The following is a 23387-nucleotide window of genomic DNA, read 5'->3' as shown; positions in this document are numbered from 1 at the left end:
ATAATAAATTCATAACCTCTACCTAGTAGATAAGGAAGCTACCATGAGTGATATTTTTAATGTAAAAGACACCTTGAGCGTTGATGGCAAGGAGCATGCTTACTATAGTTTGCCCAAACTTGCTGAGACTTACGACAACATCGATACGCTACCGTTTTGTATGAAGGTCGTACTTGAAAACTTACTACGCAACGAGGACGATGGTCAGTCCGTTGGCAAAAACCACATCGAAGCGGTCGCTAACTGGGACGCAGGCGCAGAAGCGTCAAAAGAGATCGCCTTTATGCCAGCGCGCGTGGTATTGCAGGATTTCACAGGTGTACCATCAGTCGTTGATCTGGCGGCTATGCGTGATGCGGTCGTTGAGCTTGGCGGAAAAGCGGAGCAGATCAATCCCTTTATCCCAAGTGAGCTGGTCGTCGATCACTCGGTACAAGTCGATGCTTATGGTCGTGAAGACGCCCTTGATCTCAACGAAAAGATTGAATTTAAGCGTAACAATGAGCGCTATGAGTTTTTGCATTGGGGCAAAAATGCCTTTGAAAACTTCGTTGTTGTACCACCAGCGACCGGTATCGTGCATCAGGTCAACCTTGAGTACTTAGCGCGTGTCGTCATGGCAGCGGACGTCAATGGCGAGTTGACTGCGTATCCTGATACGGTATTTGGTACCGATAGTCATACGACGATGATCAATGGTATTGGCGTACTCGGTTGGGGCGTAGGCGGTATTGAAGCCGAAGCTGCGATGCTCGGTCAACCGTCATCTATGCTCATCCCGCAAGTAGTCGGTTTTGAGATGACAGGTAAGCTCAATGAGGGCGTAACGGCGACAGATTTAGTACTGCGTGTCGTTGAGATGTTACGCGCACACGGCGTTGTCGGTAAGTTCGTTGAATTTTATGGCGAAGGCTTACATCAGATGCCGCTTGCAGATCGTGCGACGATTGCTAACATGTCGCCTGAGTATGGTGCAACTTGTGGTATCTTCCCAATTGATCAAATGGCGATTGACTATCTACGTCTATCAGGCCGCAGCGATGATCAAATTGAGCTGGTCGAAAAGTATGCCAAAGCCCAAGGCATGTGGCACGATGCTGACACGCCAGCGGCGACTTATTCGAGCAACTTGCACTTAGATCTATCCTCGGTGCAGCCTGCACTAGCTGGTCCTAACTTGCCACAGCAGCGTATCAATCTATCTGATATGCATGAAAAATTTGGCGAGACATTAGCGAAAATGACTAAAGATCGCAAATCAGAAGTCGAGGGCAAAGTACGCTTTGATCAAGAAGGCGGTGAGCAAGAGCAAGCTGATAGACTCTATGCTAAGCCTAACGTCTACTCTGACGTCAATATCAATGATAAAAAGCACAAATTACGTGACGGTTCAGTGGTTATCGCTGCGATTACCTCTTGTACCAACACCTCAAACCCTGCGGTTATGATTGGTGCAGGCCTTGTGGCCAAAAAGGCTGCTGCTAAAGGCTTAAAAGCTAAGCCGTGGGTCAAGACCTCATTAGCGCCAGGCTCAAAAGTGGTCACAGACTATTTAGAGAAATCTAAATTAATGGAAGAGCTAGAGAAAACAGGCTTTTACTTAGTAGGTTATGGTTGTACCACTTGTATTGGTAACTCAGGGCCACTTTTAGAGGCAATCGAGGATGGCATTGAAGAAAATGATCTCGTTGCCGCTGCCGTACTCTCTGGTAACCGTAACTTTGAAGGTCGTATCCACTCACACGTAAAGGCAAGTTATCTAGCATCACCACCGCTAGTTGTTGCTTATGCGCTGGCAGGTACGGTTGATATCGATCTAACGACGCAGCCGTTAGGACAAGATCAGGAAGGCAACGATGTCTATCTAAAAGACATCTGGCCGACCTCTGATGAGATCAATGAGCTGATTGCCAATAACATCGATGCTGATATGTTCCGCAAAAACTACGGCGAAGTATTCGATGGTAGCAAAGCTTGGAACGCGATTAGCTCAGCCGATAGTCAGCTATATCCTTGGGATGAGGGTTCTACTTACATCAAAAACCCGCCGTTCTTTGATGGTATGACTATGGAGCCAGAAGGTATTCCTGATATCGAAGGCGCGCGCATCTTAGGTCTGTTCGGTGACTCTATTACTACCGATCATATCTCACCAGCCGGTAATATCGATCCTGACTCGCCAGCAGGCAAGTACTTGCAAGAGCGCGGCGTTATGGAAGCGGACTTCAACAGCTATGGCTCGCGCCGTGGTAATGATGCGGTCATGACTCGCGGTACCTTTGCCAATATCCGTATCAAAAACTCGATGATGGATGGCCGCGAGGGTGGCTATACTTACTACTTTAAAGACGACAAAGCGACACTTGCAGACGGCAAAGAGATGGCCATCTATGACGCCGCTATGAAGTATAAAGAAGATAAGCGTCCACTCGTTGTTCTTGGCGGCGCGGAGTATGGTTCAGGCTCTAGCCGTGACTGGGCTGCAAAGGGTACGATATTGCTGGGTGTAAAAGCCGTGTTAACCAGCTCGTTCGAGCGTATTCACCGCTCAAACCTAGTCGGCATGGGTGTATTGCCATTGACCTTTAAAGAGGGCGAGAACGCTGAGACCTTTAACCTTGACGGTTCAGAAGTGCTAAGCATTACTGGTCTGAACAATGGCGAGAGCAAAACTGCTCAAGTTACTGCAACTCGCGCTGATGGCTCAAACGAAACCTTTGAGGTAAACGTAGGCTTACAGACGCCAAAAGAGCGCGAATACGTGCGTCATGGCGGGGTATTGCATTATGTACTACGTCAGCTCGCTGCGGAGAGTAAAGACGCTGCGTAATGATTAATTAGAGCTATAATGATGAAAAGCCCAATCCCGCTTAGAGTAGGGGACTGGGCTTTTTATTATATGAGAAAAGAGAGAGCAAATATCTGAAGATCTATTTAATTAACTCATCTGAAATTCTCATTCCAGCTCTCATTAAATATTTTATTTAAGAACTTTTCTTTATCGATGTTACCGTCATTGTTCAAGCAGGTTTTATCGACGAAAAGGCAGTTCGTCCAGCTGATATTAGGCGATAATTTATTTATTTCGTTTACTATGTCAACTTCACTATCATCAGAGAAATCTCTAATAATCAGTTTTTGGGCCAGCTCTAAAATTCGACTCTTTGTTTTATATTCGTAAGAATTCGGATAATCAGAAATTTTATCAAACAATTTCTCGTATTTTACATTGCCATCATCATTTACATACTTATCACTCCAGAATATATAATCACTCCAGAAAGGGTCGGGAGACAGTTTACTTAGTTCAAGGCCTATTTCTATTTCTCTTGGCGTTGAGCATTTAGTGTTAAGTAGCTCTTCGAGTAACAAAATAAATTTTTGCTTAGTATCATCGTTCATTATTATTTTCTCTACTACGTATTCCAGTCATATTAACCCTTTGCAGTAAGCAATCTAACTCCCAAACCAACAAACACCACACCGCTTATTTTATTCAACACAGACTCAATCGCTGGGTTCTCTCGCAGTTTCTGACTAAATCGTGATGCCAGTAGCGCCAAACATACGCACCATATTAAACCTGTCAGCGCGAACGTCAGTCCCAATACCAAAAAAGATAGCGTGCTATGTGCGTAACTAGGATCGATAAACTGCGGAAAAAACGCGAGGAAGAACAACGCAACTTTTGGGTTAAAGGTATTGGTCAGCACGCCTTGTTTGTATATTTGAGCGTAGTCCAAAGACTTAGCTTGAGCGTTGCTTTTATTATTAGGTAAATTGTCTGCTATAACGGCACTAGATTTGCTCATCAGCATCTTAAAGCCTAAGTAGCACAGATAACTAGCACCGATATATTTAACGATAGTAAAGGCAAGTGGCGACTTGGCTAAAATGATTGATAATCCGAGTGCTGCCAATACGGTATGTACTAAGATACCTGAAACGATACCGAGCACAGAATATAGCCCCGCTTTTTTACCCTGAGAGACGCTGCGAGTAATGATGTACATCGTATCAATACCAGGGGTCACATTGAGCAAAATGGCTGCTAAGACAAATCCCAAATAGTTATCTATACCAAACATCGCTTGTATCCTCGTTGATAGCGCTTTTGTTGTTTTAGTAAAGAGCCACATTATAAAGCGGTAGATAGCTTTGAGCGACCTATCAGTCTAAGCTCATTGTAGAGATTATCCAATGACGAATTCTGTACTTACTTGCTCTTATCAAAAATAGACTACAGACACACAAATAAACCCCTTTTAAAAGCAGCAACGCGGTATCATCACGATATTTTTAAGCGCTTAGCCTGCGATAGTTGATTATTGACTGATGGCTGAGCAAGTCACTATTAAATTGAGCCAACTATGAGCAGACGCGACCTTATTATCTTTATCAGCTTGTCCTTTATGTGGTCGTTATCCTTTATTTTTTATAGAGTAGGCGTGCCTGAGTTTGGCTCGATGTCATTTGCCAGCTTGCGGGTTATATTTGCAGGTCTCACTATGCTGGCCTTTTTGGCCTTTAACCCCACTCATCTAAAGATAGTGGGTAAGCATTGGAAGCTGCTCACAGTAGTCGGTCTGGTTTCAACCTCTATCCCCTTTGTACTATTCTCTTATGCTGCGCAGTCAGTGAACGCTGGCGTGCTTGCAGTACTCAACGCTTCTGTGCCGATGATGAGCGGTTTTATCGCCAGTACATTCTTTAATGATAAGCTCTCAAAAAAGCAGACGCTGGGCTTGATGATTGGCATTATAGGCGTTGTAATCTTGATGAGTGAAAGCTTGTTTGGCGGGGCAGCTTCAGATTTGGGCTCAAGTTTAGTACCCATGGGTTATGCTTTGCTTGGCTGCGTGGGCTATGCTATTGGCGCGAACGTGACCAAGAACTATCTACATGACACCTCACCTGTCGCCATTACTATTGGTGCGATGCTGATTGCAAGTGTCGTCATGCTGCCTGTCGCTATCTACGAGTTTCCTTATGGACAGAGTATCAGTCTAAAAGCTTGGGTCTCGGTGGTTTGTATTGGCGTATTCTCAACGGCGATTGCTTTTATCTTTATCAATGAGCTGATCAAGAGCATTGGCCCTATGCGAGCGACAAGTATCACCTTAGTTATTCCCATATTTGCGATTATCTTTGGTTATATTTTATTAGGTGAGGCTTTGGATACCGCTGCTATTGTCGGTTCAGCGGTGATACTGGTAGGGACTTATTTATCCTTAAATTTGTCGCTAAAGAGTTTTACTGGGTCTGATTAATTGTTCAATGGATGACAAACCCTAATAAAACTGAGCACAAAAAAAGCCTAATCGTTAAGACTAGGCTTTTTTAATGATTAGTTTTTGAGGTGATGGATTAACGAACATTATCACCATAAGTAACGATTGGACGATCTAAGCGATGTTTAGTAGCGGCGCTTTTGGCACCAGCAATAGCGGCGACAAAAGTGAGTAGCGCACTGATTAACCAGAATAGACCACTGTACAAGGCTGCTTTACGAGCCACATCTTCAGCTTGTTGCAAGTTTTGATCAACAGTCTGCTGTGCTTGAGCAATATACTGCTCCGTCTTCATTTTGTACTCATTGAATGATTGCGTGACTTCATTACGTACTTCAAGCGCTTGAGCTTCAGTGAGGCCTTCAGCTTGCAGGCGATTGATAAGCTCATCACTCTTTAAGGTTTGTTCAATAGATGCCATACGCTGCTTAGCATAGTCATCAATATTGCGCCACGTATCGACACTCGTGAAGTCCATATCGGCTACATCGCCTTGAGTCTCATTGATCATTTGCTCAACGACATTGGTGGTTGCTGCGATTTGTTCTTCATTTAAACCTTGTGTATTTTTAGCGACTAGAGCATTCAAGTCTTCTTTACTAATATTACCTGAGACCGTTTGATACGCTTGCTGCGCACGTTGTTGCAGCTGCTCAATAGTGCTATCTGGCGCGGCAACGGCTGCCGTACCGACCGCCGAGGTTCCTGCTGCTGCAACGCCGCCTGCTGTCTTGGCTACGGTGCTGACCGTGCCGCCAATAGCGTTACCAGCAGATGCCAAGATACCAGTGGCACTACTTAGCGTAAAAAACGTTGTAAACAAGATGATAAGTGCTGCAGTTAGCATACCTGTTAGACTGGCGTCCTTTGGATCAACATCAGTACCGTCACCAAATAGTGCTTCTGGTGCTGAGAATTTGATGGCAAAGTAACCTGCGATAAAGGCGCTGACTAAAGCAGTAATAGCGGCATATATACCGCCTGCGATACTTGTACCCTTTAAGTCAAAAGGGAGAAAAGAGCTGAGGACGAGCGCTAGGGCAATCATTGCCATAACGACAATCAATCCCATAACGAGACCAGCTAGAACGCCGCGCCACGATGGACGACGCTGAGATGAGTAAGTAGGGGTCATAATCATTCCTTTTAAGGATTACATATCAATTGTTATAGGCTAAATACTTCACTAATATTTGTGATATAAAGGTTACACGGCACAAAGTTTAGTGAATATATGGCAAGCTTAGTCAAATGCATTTGATATTAGTAATACTATTAGGTAGAGAATAACAAGCATCTTGTATACAAGTGTTAACCTATGTCATTAAAACCTGTAAATGTAAAATCATGTAAAGTTTAAAAGCTAGGTTGTTGATAGAAAAGACTATTTGTAGGATATGGTGGACGCTTGAGCAAAGGCTTATTGTGCTAGAATAAATAAGGATCTAAAGTGCAGACGACAAAAAGCCCAGTCACAAAATCGTGGCTGGGCTTTTAGTTGTGCTTACTAGTCTTATCTCATGCAAAGCAAAAGAGCTAATAATTGACACCAAATAGTGGCGTCCCCAGGGGGATTCGAACCCCCGTTACCGCCGTGAAAGGGCGGTGTCCTAGGCCTCTAGACGATGGGGACGCATAGAGTGTTGTATTTAATGCAATTAAGCATCGATACAACGGTCAATCACAATATCAGAGAACTTATTACAGATAACATAAAAAGTCTTGCCTAGGTGCTGATACTGCCTCTTAACTGTTTCATCTAAGATAAAAGAATCTAACGATAAAAATATGGTGGAGCTAAACGGAGTCGAACCGTTGACCCCTTGCATGCCATGCAAGTGCTCTACCAACTGAGCTATAGCCCCTCGTTAAGAGTGAGCGTATTTTAGGGAATAGCTAGGAGGTTGTCAATAGGTAATTTGGGGAATCGTGATAAATAGTCTGGCATGAGCGTTATTAGTAGGGTGCGCCTCGCGCACCGATTATTACTTTTAGCAATAACTATAATTCGCAGTTCAACATACGCTACTTTCACAATGTTAATTGATTGTGGGAAATCCTATTTAAAGGATTTCCTTTGCAAGCCTAAAAGTGACAGGCAGCTTTTTAACGGTTCTCATCAGCCAACAAATCAGGCAAATCTGCTGCTGTTTTCTCTAACTTCTTTAGCTTTTTCTTACCCAAACCACCAAGCACATCGATGGCGTGACGCAAGCGGGTCATCGTCATGTCCGCACCGATAATCCACATGGAGTTCATCACTGGCGTGGATGAGGAGCTGCCTGCAATAGCGATAAAGAACGGCGCAATAAAATCGCGCATCTTGATATCTAGCGCGGCTGCCATGCCTTTAACAATGGCATAAATGTTGTCTTCCGACCATTCTGGCAGTGCTTCTAATTGCCATAATGTCAGCTGCAAGATTTCCATAATTTGCTCAGGGGTAAGCGTTTTGTGCACAAAATCCTCGCTAGTGATTTCAGGTAAGTTTTGAAAGTAAAAACCGCCCCAATTAACTGCGTCAGAGAGTAGCTCAATACGAGGTTGTATTGCGGCTGCCATCGCCGTCAGCTTATCACTATTATTGGCCCAGTCGAGGATTTTATTCTTTAATTCTTCAGGCGTCAGTGCGCGTAGCCACTCACTATTGAGCCAATACAGCTTTTCGATATCAAAGATAGGCCCGCCCAAAGACACGCGCTGAATATCGAAACTGGCTATCATTTCATCAAGAGTGAATTTTTCTTCGTCGTTTGGCATAGAGTAGCCCATACGCCCTAGATAATTGAGCAGCGCCTCAGGGAGCACACCTGCATCACGATAGTAGGTGATGGAGGTTGGATTTTTGCGTTTTGATAGCTTGGATTTGTCAGGGTTGCGCAGTAGCGGCATATGGCACAGAACGGGCATCTCCCAGCCGAAGTACTCATATAACAATTGATGCTTGGGCGCGGAATTGAGCCATTCCTCACCGCGCATGACGTGCGTGATCTCCATCAAATGGTCATCAACGACATTAGCGAGATGGTACGTTGGCAGGCCGTCAGTTTTGAGCAGCACTTGCATATCGACTTGTTCCCACGGGATCTCAACCGTACCGCGTAGCATATCCTCAACCTTGCACACACCATCTTTAGGTACACGCATACGAATGACGAAAGGTTTGCCATCAGCGACCATTTTATCGGATTCAGTACGCGGCAAATCAGCATAGCGACCGTCATAACGCGGCGTCTCACCGCGCGCCATTTGCTCCGCGCGCATGGCGTCTAATTCCTCAGGGGTACAAAAACAGCGAAAGGCATGATCTGAGTCTAGTAGTTTTTGGGCATGATCTTTATAGATATCCGCGCGCTCGCTTTGACGATAAGGCGCACGGGGCCCGCCAACATCAGGACCCTCTGCCCAATCTAGACCCACCCAACGTAGCGCGTCCAAAATCATCTGCTCGGAGGCTTTAGTTGAGCGCACTTGATCGGTGTCCTCAATACGCAAAATAAATTCACCACCGTTTGCCTTGGCAAAAGCCAGATTAAACAGGGCGATATAAGCGGTGCCAACATGCGGAAATCCAGTAGGCGACGGGGCGATACGGGTACGAACAGGGCGCTTGATGGAGCTACTAGTCTGGGTCATAAGGGTCTCGGGATGTTGTTGCTAGTTAAAAAGTTGCCAGCTAAAAAATAGTCAATTAAAGAGTAGAAATAGCGTAAAATATAGCGCTAGTATAACAGAGCGTTTCGATATTTTTAACGAAAAGCCCCTCTAGCGCTTGACTCACCGTGTATCCTTGCGATAATAACGCAAGTTGTCTGATAACTTGTTTATTTTTATACTATTACTGGCCGCCTAGGTCGTCATTTACTGAGTGATTTGTGTCCTTATTAGATTCTAAGCCTAACGCCAATCTTGATACTGTATCAAGTGCTACGCAAACGCCAGAGCGTGATGAGCCTGTATTTGTGCATGACGCGGTATTATTAAACGAAGCGGTTGCTGCAGTGCTGGGCGTCAAATCCTTACCAAAAGCAGCTCGTTTGCAAGCGGACGGTATTTATGTTGATGCAACTTTTGGGCGCGGCGGTCATAGCCGTTTGCTGCTCTCACACTTAGCTGACGATGCCAAGCTTATCGTCTTTGATAAAGACCCGACCGCGATTGCAGTCGCTCACGAATTGGCGGCGACAGACAGCCGCGTACAGGTTATTCATGATAGCTTTGCTACTTTGACGGGCAGCTTAAATGCTTTGGGTATCGCTAAAGTAGACGGACTTATGGCAGATCTGGGGATATCCTCGCCGCAGATCGATGATGGCACGCGCGGCTTTAGTTTTATGCGTGATGGCGTGGTCGATATGCGCATGGACACAACTCGCGGGCAGTCTGTTGGACAGTGGCTTGAGCAGGTCGATGATGAGACCCTTGCTAACGTACTCTATGAGTTCGGTGAAGAGCGTCATAGCCGCCGTATTGCCCGCGCCATCAAACAAATGGACAGTTATGAGTCGACACTTGAGTTGGCTGAAGTGATAAAAGTGGCGCACCCAAACTGGCAGCGCGGCAAGCATCCAGCGACCCAAAGCTTTCAGGCGATGCGTATCTTTATCAACAATGAGCTTGGCGATGTCGATAGCTTTTTGGCGCAAAGTATTGAGATGTTAAAAACAGGCGGGCAGCTTGCGGTGATTAGCTTTCACTCGTTAGAGGATCGCCGTATCAAGCAGTTTTTGCAGCGTCATAGTAAGGGTCAGTATCCAGAGGATGAAAACCTACCCATGCCGCCTAAACGCCCGCGGTACTTTAGTAAGCCCAGACGCATTGGACCTAGCAAGACTGAGATCGCTGATAATCCGCGCGCGCGTAGTGCGTGGCTACGCGCCGCGACTCGTAGTGACGTGATAGTTAGTACGAACTAACAGCCACTGCAAACTAACTGCACAAAAGCTTGATTTAACGATGCCAAGGCATGAATAGCTACGCGCCTGTTAAGAACCTGTAAATATTCTCTGTTAAGCTGCTTCACTTTTAGCAGTATTCTTTTTTATTTTTATTTTGAGAGCGTCATGGCACCTTCTGGCAAACCGACCAAGCAGCAGCATACTTCTACAGCTCATACAGATGTCGGTGAACTGTTTGCCAAACGTTTTAATGTGGTTAGTATTTATGTGGTGATACTGCTCTTATTAGCGGGCGCTATCATCTGGAGTGGTATCAAAACTGCCCAAAACGTGCAGCAATATCATCAGGACTACAAAACCTTGCAAGACATGAAAAAACAAGAGCGCAAATTGCAAATTGAGCACCAGCGTTTATTGATTGAGCAGCAAACCTTTAGCGCTACCCCGCAAATTGCCAGCCGCGCGGTTGCAGAGCTAGGTATGTACTCGCCTACGCTCAAAGACAAGCTCATCATTCAGCCAGGTGTTGCCGCTGTATTATCGAGTGCCGCGCCAAATCCGCAGAAACCCTTAGCTGAGAAAAACACTGTAGCTGAGCAAGAGTCCTTGAGCGATACGCTACTAGAGAACGCGCCACAGGCGAGCACAGACGTATCGGAGGCGGCGCTATGAGTACTAAAAAACCTGACTCCAAAGCTAACAAGAATAAAAAACCTGCTAGCGGTAAGGTTATCAAACCCCTTCGCCGTGCTAGTACCGCCAAATCAGGTAGTGTTAATACTCGCAAAGCAAAATTATTTGGTCGCCTAAAAAAGAATGAGAGCGAGGGCGCTTACACCAGCGTCAAAAACCGTAAAAAACTTGCTTTTAATAAAGCCTCAGGCGCGTCCACTCGCGGCGGCTTTGAGGATGACAAAGACCGGTTTCGCATGATTTGGGGCATTGCCTTTGTTATCTTAATACTTTTAATCGCACGCGCCTACTATGTGCAAGTCATCAACGCACAGTTCTATCAAGCCAAAGGCGATGAGCTGATCACCAGCACTCGCACGCAAAAGTCTTACCGCGGTATGATTACTGATCGTAATGACTTACCGCTCGCCGTTAGTGCGCCACTTGCGACAGTCTCTTTTAGCCCGCATGATTATGCGCGCGAATACTACGAGATCAAGCGCATTATTCTGACCAATCCAAACAGCCCGCAACTACGTGCACGGATGGAGCAGCGCCTAAAAGACATGGATTTAACTATTTTGGCTGCTGCTGCCAATATTCCTGTTACTGAATTACAAAAAGTGACGGCTATTGATGACAGTATTGACGTCACTGATCCTGATGCGGTGAAAGCGGCGCTACCCTCTGGTGCAGGCTCACACTATCTACCGCTACTGAACAAAGTCACCCCTGAGATTGCACAAAGTGTGAGCTCACTTGACTTTACTGCGGTATACGAAAAGAACTTCTTTCAGCGCTATTATCCCCAGCCCCAGCCCAACTCGCAGCTACTTGGCTTTATGGGTCAAAACTCCGCTGATCCTGAGGGCGGCTATGAGGGACGTGCGGGTATCGAGCGCCAGTATGAGACGATGCTCGCTGGTGATGATGGCAAAGTCTTAGTGCTAAAAGACGCCAAACAAAACAGTTTAAAAGAGATCAAGCAGCTTGAACCTGAGATTGCAGGTAAAGATGTGGCATTGACGATAGATTCGCGCTTGCAGTATTTATTATATAAAGAGCTAGAAAAGGCAGGACGCTTGCAGCGCGCGCGTTGGTCGACGGGTATGGTCGTTGATGTCCAGACAGGCGAGGTGCTTGCGCTCTCAACATGGCCCTCATTTAACTCCAATGATCTCAACGAGATGACTGGTGAAAACCAGCGTAACCGTGCGGTGCTTGATGTCTTTGAGCCAGGCTCGGTGATGAAGCCGTTTACCGTTGCTGCCGCTCTAGACTCAGGCAAGTACACCGCTAATTCTCTAATCGATACCAATCCTGGTTCCATTCGGGTGCGCGGCTATACCATTCGCGATCATAACAATTTGGGTATGATCAATATGGCAACGCTACTTCAAAAATCGAGCAACGTCGCCTCAACCAAGATTGCTTTATCCTTGCCGCCTGATGCCATTACCAATATGCAAAGACAGTTCGGCTTTGGGACCAAAACGCCCCTGCAGTTCCCAGGTGAGGGTAGTGGCCTTGTCGTTACGCCAAAAGAAAAAGAAACGGCAAGACGAGCCACGGTCAGTTATGGCTATGGTCTACAAGTGACGCTCGCGCAAGTGGCACAGGCTTATGCAGCGCTAGCGGCAGGCGGGGTTATGCATCCGCTTACCTTGATCAAAGATAACGAAGCAACGCCAAGTAAGCGCATTATGGAACACGAGCAAGCGATGGCTATTGTAAAAATGCTTGAGTCCGTAACTGAGGCTGGTGGTACGGCAAAAGCGGCAGCGATTGATGGCTACCGCGTCGCTGGCAAGACAGGAACCTCGCGCCGGATCAATCCTGATGGTGGCTACTATACGGATCAATACCGTAACGTATTCGCTGGTATGGCGCCTGCCTCTAATCCGAGACTGGTCGGTGTTATGCTAATCGAAGACCCGCGCGGTCAGATTTACGCCGGTTTGACGGTAGCGCCTGTTTTTCATAATGTGATGAAAGAGGCACTACGCTTGTATAATGTGCCTCTTGATAAACCTTTGCAGACCACAGAACCCTAAACAAAAATAAAACCCTGTGTTGTCTCTCATTTTCTTTAGGAGTTGTCCATGACTGAGTCAAATTATAACCTTGTTACTTTGCAGCAGTTGATGGACGGTTCTCAAAGCGGTGATAAGGATCAAGGTAGGTTACGTCAACACCTGCTAGATATGCTAGTACAAGACCAATCAGTCGCTGATATCGCATTCCACCAGTTTCAATTAGACAGCCGGCAAGTGGGTGCGCAGGATGTCTTTGTCCTGCTAAAAAGCCAAATACCGAACTGCCAAAAAAGCCGTCACTACATCGAACAAGCCGCGCAAAATGCAGCCTTCATCTTATCTGAGATTGACCCGCAAGCTTTGTTTGCTACTGCTCATGTTCCGCCGCACCGTCATATCCAACTCGGTAACCACCAAGATACTGACTTGGCTTTATCAGATCTGCCTTGTCCTGTTCTTTATGTGCCTGATATTCGGGATTTTTTGGGTGATTTGGTTCAGAGCCGTATGCAATATCAGCAGCCTATCGCTTTGCCTACAGTAGTCGCGGTGACGGGCACCAATGGCAAAACGACGATTAGTCAACTGGTCGCGCAGCTTGCGCAATTGGTCGGTATGAGTAGTGCGGTGATGGGTACGGCAGGCAATGGACGCTTGGGCGCACTGGTACAAGCGAGTCATACCACAGGCGACGCGCTGGCGGTGCAGCAATTTTTATATAAAATGGGTCAAGAGCAAGCGCAGATATTGGCACTTGAGGCCAGCTCGCATGGACTTGATCAGCAGCGTTTGCAAGGCATACCTGTGAGCGTTGCTATCTATACCAATCTCTCTCGCGATCATCTAGATTATCATGCTGATATGAGCGAGTATGCGCAGGCAAAAGCAAGATTGTTTGACAAAGCACACTTTCCAGCGCTGACTCATGCCATTATCAACAGCGATGATGAGCATGCGCAAATTATGATAGATACAGCGCAAGCGAGTGATCTTATTGTATGGACGTATAGCTTGCAGCCTGAAAAGTCAGCAACTTTTATGGCAACTCGCATTGAGCCTAGCCTTGAGGGTGTACAAATTGCCTTGCATAGCGAGTTTGGGGATATTACTATTATCAGCCCATTACTAGGGCTTTTTAATGTGGCCAATTTGCTTGCCGCTATTGCTGCCGCTGTCGCTTTAGGTGTGGATATCGAGCGTGTAGCTAGCGTCGTACCTAAGTTGCAAGGCGCTATCGGACGTATGCAGCGCGTACCGTCGACTGATGGCTGCTTTATCGTGGATTATGCGCATACTCCTGATGCGCTCAGCCAAGTGCTCGCTAGCCTAAGAACGCATTGCGACGGGCAGCTATGGGCAGTGTTTGGCTGCGGCGGTGACCGAGATGCTGGCAAGCGACCACTGATGGCGCAAGCAGGACTATCAGGTGCTGATAAAGTAATATTGACCGCTGACAATCCGCGCACCGAAGACCCGAGTGTCATATTGCAAGATATGCAATCAGGTATGACAGATGAGCAATACAAGCGCACGCACATAGAGCCTGCACGCCAGCGTGCTATTGACTATGCAGTGACCCACGCCAAGGCTGATGACATTGTGGTTATCGCAGGCAAAGGTCACGAAACGTACCAAGAGATTAATCATGTGCGCCATGATTTTGATGACAGTGTTGTTTTAGCGCAAGCCCTCAAAAAAGCGCAACGTCTCTGATTTTATAACCTTTTGATACGATAACTACTATTACGACAACCATTAGTAAGATAATGAAAGCCCTACAAGGTAACCCCTATGACAGCTGACAACGATAATACCCTTCAGTCGCAAGGACTCTACGTCTGGCAAGCGGACAATCTGCTCGCTGCTACCAATGCACTCGATGGTCATTGGCAGCTACCAGACTCTGATCAAGCAGATCAAACCCAAAGCCCTCAACTGACAAGTAATCGTATCGCTACCGATACGCGTACAATAAAGACGGGTGATATCTTTTTGGCGCTCAGCGGTGACAACTTTGATGGTCATGATTATATCAATCTAGCGGCCACTCAAGGCGCTGTCGCTGCTATCGTCTCACGTCCGATCTCAACCAGTATCCCGCAATTAGTCGTCACTGATACGCGCCTGACACTTGGGCATCTGGCCGCTCATCGTCGTCAGCAGCATACTGATTTAACGGTAATTGCTATTACAGGCTCTAGCGGCAAGACCACTTGTAAAGAGATGCTTGGTAGCATTTTTGGGCGCTTAGCGCCAACGCTGATCACGCGTGGCAACTTAAATAATGATTTGGGCGTACCCATGATGCTCCTTGAGCTGTCCGATCATCATCGTTATGCCATCATGGAGCTTGGCGCGAATCACATTGGCGAGATCGCTTATACCACCGAGATTGTCCGTCCTGATGTGGCTTGTATCTTAAATATCGGCACTGCGCATTTAGGCGAGTTTGGTAGCCGCGAGGGTATCTGTCAGACCAAAGCTGAGATTTATCACACTTTAAATGATACTCAGTTTGCCATTGTTCCAGACAAAGACGATTTTACCAACCAACTGCGCCGTATCGCTGAGACGTATACCTCCAATGTTATCGGTTTTGGTAATACTGATGTCAGCGCCAGTCACCTAGACGTCGAGCCTGAGCGCAGTGAGTTTAAATTGCATATCGGTACGCAGGTGCAGGATATCAATTTGCCATTAGCAGGCGAGCACAATGTCAAAAATGCCCTAGCTGCCGCCGCATGCGCTTATGCTTTAAACATTCCTATTGAAGACATCGTGACAGGCCTCGAAAATTCGCGCCCTGCTAAGGGTCGCCTTGATAGTCAAATGCTCGGCAACCACCGCTTGATCGATGACACTTATAATGCAAATCCGCATTCAGTACGTGCAGGTGCTAAGGTGCTCGCCGCGCAAACAGGGACGCAAATCATGGTGCTAGGCGATATCGGTGAGCTTGGCGATGCGGCGGTAAGTGAGCATCAAAGCCTTGGACGCACGATTGCCGCGACAGGTATCGATGTGCTGCTCTGCGTTGGTGAATACGCCCGCTATACTGTCGCTGGTGCCAAAGAAGTGAGTGATATCAATGCCCATGCTTTTGATGACAAAGACAGTCTGCTTAAGTATTTGCAATCGTTTTTACAAGCGCAGCAAGCACAGCCGTGTACCGTTTTATTCAAAGGGTCGCGCTTTATGGCGATGGAAACCCTTATCAATGCGCTAGTCGAGGAGTAGGCGGTGTTAGTTTGGTTGTTTGAATGGCTTAGCCAATATTACTCACCGTTTTCTGCGGTATCCTCTTTGACTTTGCGCGCGCTACTAGCGGTGGTAACTGCGCTTGGGCTTAGCTTAGCGCTGGGTGGCCCTGTTATTCGCCATCTGCGCACCCTTAAATATGGTCAGGCGGTTCGTGATGATGGGCCGCAGTCACATATCATCAAGACAGGTACGCCGACGATGGGCGGGGTGCTGATACTTAGCACTATTGGGGTGTCGACCCTACTGTGGGCGCGTCTTGGTAACCCCTATATTTGGATTTTGCTCATCGTCATGATTATTTTTGGCGCGGTAGGCTGGGCGGATGATTGGCTCAAGATTAAGCACAAAAACCCAACAGGACTTATCGCCCGCAAAAAATACTTTTGGCTGTCTGTTGGCGCGATATTCGTTGGCGCCTCACTGTACTATATTGCTACTTTGCAGCCAGATATAGCGACGACGCGCAGTATGGTAGATTTACTACTGCCTGTATTTAAAGACTGGGTTGTGCCTTTTTCAGTTGTGCCCTTTGGTATTGCTTTTATTATCTTTACCTATTTTGTGATCAATGGTGCCTCAAACGCGGTGAACTTGACCGATGGCCTAGACGGTTTAGCGATCTTGCCTGTCGTCTTAGTTGCCGCAGGTTTAGGCGCTATGGCCTATGTATCAGGGGATATTCGATTCTCAGAGTATCTACATGTGCCTTATATTCCCTACAATTCAGAAGTGATTGTCGTTTGCGGGGCAATGGTGGGCGCAGGTCTTGGCTTTTTGTGGTTCAACGCTCATCCTGCGCAGGTGTTTATGGGCGATGTTGGCGCACTGTCACTAGGTGCTATGCTCGGTACTATTGCGGTTATGACCCGTCAAGAGATTGCCTTTGCCATTATGGGCGGGCTGTTCGTCGCCGAAGCGGTGTCCGTTATCTTACAAGTTGGCTCGTATAAGCTACGCAAAAAACGTATCTTTCGTATGGCGCCGCTTCATCACCATTTTGAAGAGATTGGTTGGAAAGAGACGCAAGTGGTGGTCAGATTTTGGATTATCGCTATTTTGCTGGTGATACTGGGTCTTATGACACTAAAATTACGTTAGACTTCAATAGCAAAAAGGCCATCTTAGAGACGACTAAGGTGGCTTTTTTATCGGCTATCAATCACAAATTTTGTTAAGATAAGCGCCATATTGCGCCGATTTTGAGAACCCTGTGTCTTTATTTATTTGTCCTATCTGTCAGTCACCGCTAACATCTGCCGCAGATACTTGGCGCTGTGATGGCAGCTTGCACCAAAAGCAAGTCTCGCACCCGTTTGATGTTGCGCGTCAAGGCTACGTCAATCTATTGCCCGTACAACAAAAAAAGTCCAAGATGCCAGGGGACTCTCAGCACTCTATTGATGCCCGTAAGCGTTTTTTGCAAGCAGGCTATTATGAGCCGCTACAGACGCTTATTTGTGAGCAGATAAGCGCATTAAATCAAAAGACAAATAGCCAAGCAGGCAAGAGTCGCTGGTTAGATATTGGCTGCGGCGAGGGTTACTATACGCAGGCGATAGCGCAGACAGGGGTGGATACTTTGATAGCTGCTGATATTAGTAAGCCTGCTGTCATCCGCTTAGCAAAAGCGAGTAAAGTAGCAGGTCAACTCTGGTATCAGCAAGATAAAAACGCGCGTGTAGCGACTATCTACCCTATCGTTACCAGCGCTGCACATTTACCTTTAAGCGAGCAAAGTTTAACTGGTATTAGTAGTATTTTTAGTCCGATATTGCCAGCCGCTTTTGCCAAGGTATTGCAAAAAGACGGCTACCTTATCATTGCTAAGCCTGATATAGAGCATTTAGCCTCGATACGCGAAGCTTTATTCGATGAGGTGCGCGCTCATGATTCAGATAAGTTTTTGCTAGAGGTTGCGCCTTATTTCACCTTACTAAAAACGCATCAGATCAGTACCGATTTGCACTTATCGACATCTGCGCTCGATGATTTATTGACTATGACGCCCTATGCCTACCGCGCTCGCGTCCATAAGCGTCAAGCGCTGCTGGATATAAGCCAAGATCAGCCATTTGCGACCACGGCTAGATTTGTGGTGTATGTCTTGCAAAAACGTGTTGCTGGTTTAGAGTCATGATAATTCTGCTAGCAAATAAGTCGTTATATAGTCAGTCCAATATAAAAAAGAGACAGCGGGGCTGAAATAAATTTTTTGCAGCCTCTGTCTGCGTAGGCACAGCAAGCCAGAAAAATTTATACTAGTCCCGCGTTTTTGAATAACGTATCCATTTTATCTAGTGTTAACTACAGTACCGGCCCCATAGTCGCGACGATGTTGTTCCATATTCTATACAGCAAAGACCAGTTCTCGACCTGTTCACGGGTAACCTCTTCAGAGTCTGCCAGATACTCATGCTGGCGCTCGATGATCTCAGCGCTCAAAGTTTTGTCGCTGAAGATGACGTTGTTCTCATAATTTAGATCAAAACTACGCAAGTCCAGATTGGTCGAGCCGATCAAGCTTATCTCGCCATCGACGGTCAAAGTCTTGGCATGCAATAGGCCTGGTTTGTATTCATAGATTTTGACGCCAGCTTCTAGTAATTCCCAATAGTAGCTGCGCGACGTGGCGGCAACGATAAAAGAGTCATTGTATTTAGGAAATATCATCGTGACATCAACGCCGCGATAGGCTGCGGCGCACAGACTACTGACCAAAGAGTAATCGGGAACAAAATAGGGCGTCGATATAATTAAGCTATGTTTGGCTTGACCAATAAGCGTCGTCAAAAACTGCGGCGTGGTGCCGCGTCGCTGCGTCGGCCCGTCCGAGAAGACTTGCGCGGCACAGGCATCATCCTTTGGCTCAGTATAATAAGGGAAGCTCTCAAGCGCGGTATCAGGGTTCTTCATCAGCCAGTCACTAGCAAATAGCATCTGATTCTGCGCGATGATAGGCCCCTCAAGTCGTAGCATGATATCGACCCACGGCGCGTATTTAGGCTTGACCCGAAACTCAGGGTCGGCGCAGTTACGGCTACCGCTATAGCCGATTTTGCCATCGATGACAGTAATCTTGTGGTGATTACGCAGGTCAATACGGCTAAAGAGTAGCACCTTGATAATATTGCTGATCGGTAGCGCCACGCTAACCTCGACGCCCGCCTCGATCATCTCGCGCCAAATTTTGGAGCGCACCATCTTGCGCGAACCCATACCATCGACCATCGCTCGGCAACGCACGCCGCGCCGTGCTGCTCGCATCAGCGCCTGCGCGGTATCGATACCCATACCATCGATAAGCCAAATATAGTACAGCACATGGATATGATCGGTTGCCGCATCAAAGTCTGCAATCATGCGCCGGCTAGTCTCAGCAGCGTCGCTCATCAGCTCAGCACGATTACCGACTGTGGTACAAAAGCCTGTAGCATTGGCAGAGTAGGCAAACGGCGCTTGGTATTCAGGGTCGATAGCGGCGCGCATCGTCTCCTCAGAGCCGAGTACTTCAGGGTTATTACGGTACAGCTCATTTTTGATGTGCTCATAGTCTTGGGTAAACCTGCGCCCTAAATGAATTTCACCAAACAACCAGTAAATCACAACGCCGATATAGGGCAGTATAAACAGCACCACAATCCAAGATAAGCGAGCAGGCGCTGTCAGATCGTGACGAGCAAGCACCCGCAGCGAGATAAGCACTAGCAGTATAAAATGCAGCGTCAAGAGCACATCTAACAACATATAGGCATCCCGTTATTATTTAAAACCGCAGTCATAAGTTTTGGTTAGTATAACCCACTTCAAAACTAAGGCGTGCTGATGCAAGGTAACACGTCTTAATACTCACCCAAAAGCCAACCGCTGACAAAGGCAAAATATTCACGAAACCATGCATTATATCGAATCGATAACGGCGTCGTACTCGCTACCGTTATCGGCTGCGTATAACCTTGATGGCGGGCAATGCTAGCCGCGCGAATAGTATGAAAGTCGCTGGTCACGATGGCGATAGGCTGCGAGAGGCAGACGCCTTTGGCAGCTAATAGCGGCTTGCTTAGACTTAAGTTCTCCTCAGTGCTAGTGCTCAGACCTTCTTGTATGATGCGCCTAAATGCAATGCCGTGCGCTTCACTAAGATAGGTTGCCATAATATCGGCTTCACTACGACTGCGCCCAAAACCAACACCACCGCTAGTGATAGCGATAGCATCAGGCTGCACTTTAATAACAGGGGCAGCCGCGTCTAAACGTTTGGCGAGGGTCGGCGTCGGCTTACCATCGACTGTTCCTGATCCTAATACGATGACAGCGGCGATATCTGGCAATGGCTGACGACTGCGCTCAATCTGCTGCTGTAAAGAGCCGATAAACACCCCAAAGCTGACCAGCCATACTGCAAATGCGCCCCATAATGCGCCCCAAACTCGCTTATACAGACGTCTACGTCCAATAAAGTCGCGAATGCGCCGCCAGTATAGACCATGAGCGACAAAGATGATGCCAATAGCAAACGGCACCACAGTACCGAAGTTAACTTTGCCCACCATCATGAGCGCTACGCAATCAACGATGATAACGATACCGATGACGGTTAATACAATACGAGCAGTGACTAAGAGACGAGTAGGAACTAAGAGCTTGGGCATAGAGTTATGATTTAGCGAGGAAGTGATGGTATTAAAAGAATAAGTGCCGATTATCTACGTAAGAACTCACCTGATAGATGAGTTCTATGTAGAAGATAAGACTTAACGACTGGTATAAGTAACAGTTTTGATACCATTGGCTGTAGGGATAGAGGCCGTAGCCTTGCTACTTAAGATATCGCCCTTAGCATCGATATTGTAACATTCTACAGTACTGCTATCTGATACTGGAGACAACAGATTTTGTGAGGTATTAATGCAGAACCAAGCGGTCGTTGGGCTAGCCTGCGTAAGCGACCATGACTGCTGGTAGCGGCTGATTTGATTGCGTTTGCTGCTATCGCTATAGACGTTTTCGGTAATCAATGTGCCTTTATCGCCAACGCGAGCGACTTTAGGTAGGTCAGCAGTTTGGGTCGCTACCGAATACGCGCCTGAGCTGTCGGTATAACCATAAAAACGCGCAGGGTTTAGGGTAAAGTAATTGATACTGGTCGAACGACTGACTACGTTACCGCCTACTTTAGTGACAGTGGCGTACTCAGCGCCTTGTACACGCTTGCCCTCAAATTCCATGATGCCTTTAGGAGTCACTTTGGTGTCAATAGTTCTATTTTGGGTACTATTGACCTCAGTGAGCGTCTCAGTGCGCGGCTGGGTATAGATATTGAGTAGAGCCGTCTCAACAGGGTACTGCGTGATGATAGGCTCGCCGCCCAGTGCTACCTCATTATTGGTTATTGTGACGCAAGCGCTTAGCATCGTTATCAGGCTCAGTCCCAAGCCCATTTTTAGTGTCTTCATAAAATACTCCTTTATTATCACATGAGAATGATCGCTATCTACTATAGTCGAATTTTTCATCAATAACATCTGTCTTATGACAAGAGCAGTACGATAGAGTAAGGGAGTAATTGACTTATATAAGGGTAGAGAATATTGTAGGAAAGGATAGAAGTATAATAGTCTAAAGTCATACAAGACTTTGCAAAAGCAGAGTTTTATCTTATAGAAATAATCCTTTATTAAGAAATTACATCATATTTAAACAGTAAAATCGCTACAGAAAAGCAAATTAATACGCTCAAAAATATATAGAACAAAACATGATTACTAGCTAGTTTTTTTCTAAAATCAGAATACCCTAGCGTATCAAAGGTAATATAGTCCTGATTAATACTGGAGTAATCAATGGTTTTTACAGTTTCGATAAAGTGCTCAACGAACCAAGAAGGCCAGTGCTGTGGTTCAAACGGGGAGATATCAGTGAGCTGAGTACGAGCTGAAAATTTATCCCAATTGCTAGTACTTAGATTAAGACTGTGCATGCGCCAATCGGTAAAGCTATAACGGCTTACTCTTTGGGTAAAAACGACATCGACGTCTTTATGGTTGTTATCTTTAAAGATTCTTTGCATAAGCGCAAAGATAGTGCTCTTTGTGCCTTCTAGACACTGCAAAAAGTTTTGATTGTTATTGCACAAAAACCCCATAATATGATTATCTTTATTAAAGGATTTTGAATGATTCTGTATATGTTCAAATACAGAGCTTTCAGTCGTATTTATGGCGCTGACATATATCAACCTTATGAGAGAGTCTGCAGGAGTTTCTCTCATAGATTTCTCTAACATGTGGTGAGTGACTATATGGGTTTTAATAGTGATATTCCTAATATTATCTTTTGCTTCTTGTTAGCGTGCTAACGATTATCTTACCGTTTTTCTATATATTTATCCAAGTTTACCTTATGAGAAATACCTTTAAACGTCCATAATAAAAGGCATTTTATCAAAGTTAAGTAGATAGTTTTTAAAAGAACACACACCAGTGAGTAAAACCTCGTATCATAACCGTTTAAATGATAAGTTGAGCTTACAACAGCAGTAGCCACGCATAAGGAGCATGTATGTCTGCCACCAAAGATGAGATCGTCGCCTTTATGGCGCAAGAGTTTCCGCAAGTTGGGTATCAGGTTGAACAAGTTAATGAGAAGGGCGCGATACTATCGCGTGAAATAGGGGTGAACGAGCTACGCCCTGGTGGCACGGTCTCTGGGCCTGTTATGATGAGTATTGCTGACGTCGCTATCTATGTAGCGATACTAGGTAGAATTGGCATCGTACCGCTCACTGTAACAACCAGCCTTAGCATTAATTTTTTGCGCAAACCGTCCAGTGACGCACGTATTATCGCAGATTGCACCTTAATGAAAGTAGGGCGCACGCTGATCATTGGTGAGGTGTCTCTGTATTCAGAAGGCTCTGATGATATGGTCGCTCATGTTGTCGGTACTTATTCTGTGCCGCCTGCATCTGTAACGCACGGACTCAGCAAAGCAAAGACTTAGCAGTCAGCTTTATAATCAAAAAGGTTTTGGAGGGGTGTGGATGTAAAGCTAGAGGCAATAACTAAGCTAATAGTATAGGCTAATAGTATAAGCTAAAAATAAATGGCGGTGACGGAGAGATTCGAACTCTCGATACGCTATGAACGTATACACACTTTCCAGGCGTGCGGTTTCAGCCACTCACCCACGTCACCTTTTTTGATACGCTAAAATTTGTTTAAAATAAAGCG

18 protein-coding genes and 3 tRNA genes are annotated in these 23387 nt (G+C 46.2%); 10 read left to right on the top strand and 11 right to left on the bottom strand.

Annotation, left to right across the window (positions count from 1 at the left end):
- Window positions 1–43 precede the first annotated feature (43 nt).
- Window positions 44–2830, top strand: a complete 2787-nt coding sequence (acnA, locus tag ACTXGE_RS07560) for an aconitate hydratase AcnA (RefSeq protein ID WP_443542690.1) — start codon at window positions 44–46, stop codon at window positions 2828–2830.
- A gap of 113 nt (window positions 2831–2943) precedes the next feature.
- Here acnA and ACTXGE_RS07555 read toward each other — a convergent pair whose 3' ends face one another.
- Both ACTXGE_RS07555 and ACTXGE_RS07550 read right to left on the bottom strand, forming a co-directional pair.
- Window positions 2944–3402: a hypothetical protein gene (locus ACTXGE_RS07555; RefSeq protein ID WP_443542691.1), complete on the bottom strand. Its 459-nt coding sequence runs from the start codon at window positions 3400–3402 to the stop codon at window positions 2944–2946.
- 32 nt (window positions 3403–3434) lie between these two features.
- Entirely contained in the window at window positions 3435–4088 is a 654-nt protein-coding gene (locus tag ACTXGE_RS07550; protein ID WP_443542693.1) for a LysE family translocator, read from the bottom strand.
- Window positions 4089–4370: 282 nt separating this feature from the next.
- Between ACTXGE_RS07550 and ACTXGE_RS07545 the strand changes: the two genes are divergently transcribed.
- Window positions 4371–5270, top strand: a complete 900-nt coding sequence (locus ACTXGE_RS07545; protein ID WP_443542694.1) for a DMT family transporter — start codon at window positions 4371–4373, stop codon at window positions 5268–5270.
- 97 nt (window positions 5271–5367) lie between these two features.
- Here ACTXGE_RS07545 and ACTXGE_RS07540 read toward each other — a convergent pair whose 3' ends face one another.
- From ACTXGE_RS07540 to gltX, 4 genes are all read right to left on the bottom strand, one after another.
- Complete coding sequence (locus ACTXGE_RS07540) at window positions 5368–6426, bottom strand: hypothetical protein (RefSeq protein WP_443542696.1); 1059 nt, start codon at window positions 6424–6426, stop codon at window positions 5368–5370.
- 422 nt (window positions 6427–6848) lie between these two features.
- A tRNA-Glu gene (locus ACTXGE_RS07535) sits at window positions 6849–6924 on the bottom strand.
- Between the two features lie 156 nt (window positions 6925–7080).
- Window positions 7081–7156 (bottom strand) — tRNA-Ala (locus ACTXGE_RS07530).
- 241 nt (window positions 7157–7397) lie between these two features.
- Window positions 7398–8927, bottom strand: a complete 1530-nt coding sequence (gltX, locus tag ACTXGE_RS07525; protein WP_443542698.1) for a glutamate--tRNA ligase — start codon at window positions 8925–8927, stop codon at window positions 7398–7400.
- Window positions 8928–9253: 326 nt separating this feature from the next.
- On the opposite strand from gltX, the gene rsmH reads away from it, so the two are divergent.
- The 7 genes from rsmH (at window position 9254) to ACTXGE_RS07490 (ending at window position 18295) form a co-directional block, all read left to right on the top strand.
- Window positions 9254–10207, top strand: a complete 954-nt coding sequence (rsmH, locus tag ACTXGE_RS07520) for a 16S rRNA (cytosine(1402)-N(4))-methyltransferase RsmH (RefSeq protein WP_443542814.1) — start codon at window positions 9254–9256, stop codon at window positions 10205–10207.
- Window positions 10208–10354: 147 nt separating this feature from the next.
- Window positions 10355–10861: a cell division protein FtsL gene (gene ftsL, locus ACTXGE_RS07515; RefSeq protein WP_317200011.1), complete on the top strand. Its 507-nt coding sequence runs from the start codon at window positions 10355–10357 to the stop codon at window positions 10859–10861.
- A complete protein-coding gene (locus ACTXGE_RS07510) occupies window positions 10858–12915 on the top strand; it encodes a peptidoglycan D,D-transpeptidase FtsI family protein (RefSeq protein ID WP_317200012.1) in 2058 nt (685 codons plus the stop codon). Before ftsL ends, ACTXGE_RS07510 begins: the two co-directional genes overlap by 4 nt.
- A 48-nt stretch (window positions 12916–12963) precedes the next feature.
- Window positions 12964–14610 (top strand): UDP-N-acetylmuramoyl-L-alanyl-D-glutamate--2,6-diaminopimelate ligase, encoded by a 1647-nt coding sequence (locus ACTXGE_RS07505; protein ID WP_443542700.1) that lies wholly within the window; start codon window positions 12964–12966, stop codon window positions 14608–14610.
- Window positions 14611–14688: 78 nt separating this feature from the next.
- On the top strand, window positions 14689–16134 hold the full coding sequence (locus ACTXGE_RS07500; RefSeq protein WP_443542702.1) for a UDP-N-acetylmuramoyl-tripeptide--D-alanyl-D-alanine ligase: 1446 nt from the start codon (window positions 14689–14691) through the stop codon (window positions 16132–16134).
- Window positions 16135–16137: 3 nt separating this feature from the next.
- Window positions 16138–17256, top strand: a complete 1119-nt coding sequence (gene mraY / locus ACTXGE_RS07495) for a phospho-N-acetylmuramoyl-pentapeptide-transferase (protein ID WP_317200015.1) — start codon at window positions 16138–16140, stop codon at window positions 17254–17256.
- 112 nt (window positions 17257–17368) lie between these two features.
- Window positions 17369–18295 carry a putative RNA methyltransferase gene (locus tag ACTXGE_RS07490; RefSeq protein ID WP_435949826.1) on the top strand — a complete coding sequence of 309 codons (927 nt, stop codon included), beginning with the start codon at window positions 17369–17371 and terminating at the stop codon, window positions 18293–18295.
- A gap of 167 nt (window positions 18296–18462) precedes the next feature.
- Here ACTXGE_RS07490 and cls read toward each other — a convergent pair whose 3' ends face one another.
- The 4 genes from cls to ACTXGE_RS07470 form a co-directional block, all read right to left on the bottom strand.
- Window positions 18463–19902 carry a cardiolipin synthase gene (cls, locus tag ACTXGE_RS07485; protein WP_443542703.1) on the bottom strand — a complete coding sequence of 480 codons (1440 nt, stop codon included), beginning with the start codon at window positions 19900–19902 and terminating at the stop codon, window positions 18463–18465.
- Between the two features lie 95 nt (window positions 19903–19997).
- Window positions 19998–20807, bottom strand: coding sequence for a YdcF family protein (locus ACTXGE_RS07480; protein ID WP_443542705.1), 810 nt, complete (start codon window positions 20805–20807; stop codon window positions 19998–20000).
- A 102-nt stretch (window positions 20808–20909) separates the two neighbouring features.
- Window positions 20910–21611, bottom strand: coding sequence for a hypothetical protein (locus tag ACTXGE_RS07475; protein WP_443542707.1), 702 nt, complete (start codon window positions 21609–21611; stop codon window positions 20910–20912).
- A gap of 221 nt (window positions 21612–21832) precedes the next feature.
- On the bottom strand, window positions 21833–22426 hold the full coding sequence (locus tag ACTXGE_RS07470; RefSeq protein WP_443542708.1) for a BLUF domain-containing protein: 594 nt from the start codon (window positions 22424–22426) through the stop codon (window positions 21833–21835).
- A 290-nt stretch (window positions 22427–22716) separates the two neighbouring features.
- Here ACTXGE_RS07470 and ACTXGE_RS07465 point away from each other — a divergent pair, with 290 nt between their 5' ends.
- The gene (locus tag ACTXGE_RS07465) at window positions 22717–23157 is read left to right on the top strand and encodes a PaaI family thioesterase (RefSeq protein ID WP_443542710.1); all 441 of its coding nucleotides are present in this window, start codon (window positions 22717–22719) and stop codon (window positions 23155–23157) included.
- Between the two features lie 103 nt (window positions 23158–23260).
- Here the strand turns inward: ACTXGE_RS07465 and ACTXGE_RS07460 are convergent.
- Window positions 23261–23351: transfer RNA gene (locus tag ACTXGE_RS07460), tRNA-Ser, on the bottom strand.
- Window positions 23352–23387: the final 36 nt, after the last annotated feature.

Source organism: Psychrobacter sp. T6-4 (assembly GCF_052258425.1).
Taxonomy (GTDB): domain Bacteria; phylum Pseudomonadota; class Gammaproteobacteria; order Pseudomonadales; family Moraxellaceae; genus Psychrobacter.
Note: the sequence above shows the minus strand (reverse complement) of the source record. Positions and strands in the feature narration are given on the sequence as shown.

Coding starts and splice junctions, on each gene's coding strand:
- acnA (WP_443542690.1), top strand. CDS start 44: ATGAGTGATATTTTTAATGTAAAAGACACCTTGAGCGTTGATGGCAAG.
- ACTXGE_RS07555 (WP_443542691.1), bottom strand. CDS start 3,402: ATGAACGATGATACTAAGCAAAAATTTATTTTGTTACTCGAAGAGCTA.
- ACTXGE_RS07550 (WP_443542693.1), bottom strand. CDS start 4,088: ATGTTTGGTATAGATAACTATTTGGGATTTGTCTTAGCAGCCATTTTG.
- ACTXGE_RS07545 (WP_443542694.1), top strand. CDS start 4,371: ATGAGCAGACGCGACCTTATTATCTTTATCAGCTTGTCCTTTATGTGG.
- ACTXGE_RS07540 (WP_443542696.1), bottom strand. CDS start 6,426: ATGACCCCTACTTACTCATCTCAGCGTCGTCCATCGTGGCGCGGCGTT.
- gltX (WP_443542698.1), bottom strand. CDS start 8,927: ATGACCCAGACTAGTAGCTCCATCAAGCGCCCTGTTCGTACCCGTATC.
- ftsL (WP_317200011.1), top strand. CDS start 10,355: ATGGCACCTTCTGGCAAACCGACCAAGCAGCAGCATACTTCTACAGCT.
- ACTXGE_RS07510 (WP_317200012.1), top strand. CDS start 10,858: ATGAGTACTAAAAAACCTGACTCCAAAGCTAACAAGAATAAAAAACCT.
- ACTXGE_RS07505 (WP_443542700.1), top strand. CDS start 12,964: ATGACTGAGTCAAATTATAACCTTGTTACTTTGCAGCAGTTGATGGAC.
- ACTXGE_RS07500 (WP_443542702.1), top strand. CDS start 14,689: ATGACAGCTGACAACGATAATACCCTTCAGTCGCAAGGACTCTACGTC.
- cls (WP_443542703.1), bottom strand. CDS start 19,902: ATGTTGTTAGATGTGCTCTTGACGCTGCATTTTATACTGCTAGTGCTT.
- ACTXGE_RS07480 (WP_443542705.1), bottom strand. CDS start 20,807: ATGCCCAAGCTCTTAGTTCCTACTCGTCTCTTAGTCACTGCTCGTATT.
- ACTXGE_RS07475 (WP_443542707.1), bottom strand. CDS start 21,611: ATGAAGACACTAAAAATGGGCTTGGGACTGAGCCTGATAACGATGCTA.
- ACTXGE_RS07470 (WP_443542708.1), bottom strand. CDS start 22,426: ATGAGAGAAACTCCTGCAGACTCTCTCATAAGGTTGATATATGTCAGC.
- ACTXGE_RS07465 (WP_443542710.1), top strand. CDS start 22,717: ATGTCTGCCACCAAAGATGAGATCGTCGCCTTTATGGCGCAAGAGTTT.